We start from the raw sequence: 1,098 nt of genomic DNA, 5'->3' as shown, positions 1-1,098 counted from the left end.
ACACCGGTGATATGGAGTATCACATGAATTTTGAAGAACGTGTATATCAAGGCTTTACATTCGATAATACTTCAGGTCAGCCTACATCCCAGGAACCAAAAGATATTACGTTGCCACTTCGCAATAAAGAGATCATTGAAACCATTAATTCATTATTGGATATCCTTGCTGCACAAACTGGATTTAGTGCCGGTACATTTAGTTATTCAAATACTCAAGGATTAGAAACAGCTACCGGCGTTATTAGTAGAAATTCTGATACCTACCAATCCAAGAGTAGTCATGAAACGATTCTGGAAGATGCTTTTAAAAAGATGTGCCAAACAATCCTAGAGTTAGGTAAGGCCTCAAATATCTATAGGGGCGATACCGATGTAGATGTATCAATTAATTTTGATGATTCAATTGCTAAGGATCGTACTGAAAATGCCAATTACTATGAGTTAATAACAGGTAATAAACCGTTGATGCCACGGAAGGAAGCTATTAAACAAATATTCGGTATGACTAATGACCAGGCACAAGAATACTTAGATCAGCTTACTAAAGAGGAATCACAGGGAAGCATTGAAGATGTCTTAGACAATCACCGTCAAGATTATGGCGAGGATAACAATGAGGATGATCGTGAATCATGAAACTCTTACCATGGGAACTAGATATCCTTGCTGCTTCTGAAGCTGACAAAATAAAAATAGTTGAAGACAAAGTTTGGGGTATCATCGTTAAACATCTTGCTACCGCAATCAATAAGAATAGCCTTGAGGATTCTAAATCTACTCAAGACTGGCTTAATGAAATTATGGTATACAAGGACGCTGTTAAGAATGAAGTTGCTCCATCTGTTTCCGTAGCATTTGACCAGGCGATAAAGAAACTACAGGACCAGATGGATGATAGCTCTAATTTGAATTTGACACTAGAAGAAGCCTGGATGAGCAGACAGGCAGTCAATGGATATCTTGATAAACCGGAGCCATTGAATAAGTCCAAGAAAGTCAAAAAGGTAATTGTTAACCATCAAAGGGATGATATTAAATATCTCAAATTGGCTAGGAATAACATGGATGACAACGCTTATCGGGCTTTCAAAGGTAT

Annotated in this window: 2 protein-coding genes; both read left to right on the top strand. The window is 37.6% G+C overall.

Annotated features, from left to right (window positions below; genetic code table 11):
- Positions 1-638: phage portal protein (locus tag FHL06_RS13935; protein WP_153387254.1), on the top strand; the 638-nt coding region annotated here is incomplete at its 5' end.
- The coding region (locus tag FHL06_RS13930) for a hypothetical protein (RefSeq protein ID WP_153387252.1) at positions 635-1,098 on the top strand (464 nt) is incomplete at its 3' end. The genes FHL06_RS13935 and FHL06_RS13930, both read left to right, overlap by 4 nt.

It is taken from the genome of Companilactobacillus halodurans, from assembly GCF_009600985.1.
Lineage (GTDB): Bacteria > Bacillota > Bacilli > Lactobacillales > Lactobacillaceae > Companilactobacillus > Companilactobacillus halodurans.
This window is presented reverse-complemented; position numbering and strand designations above follow the sequence as displayed.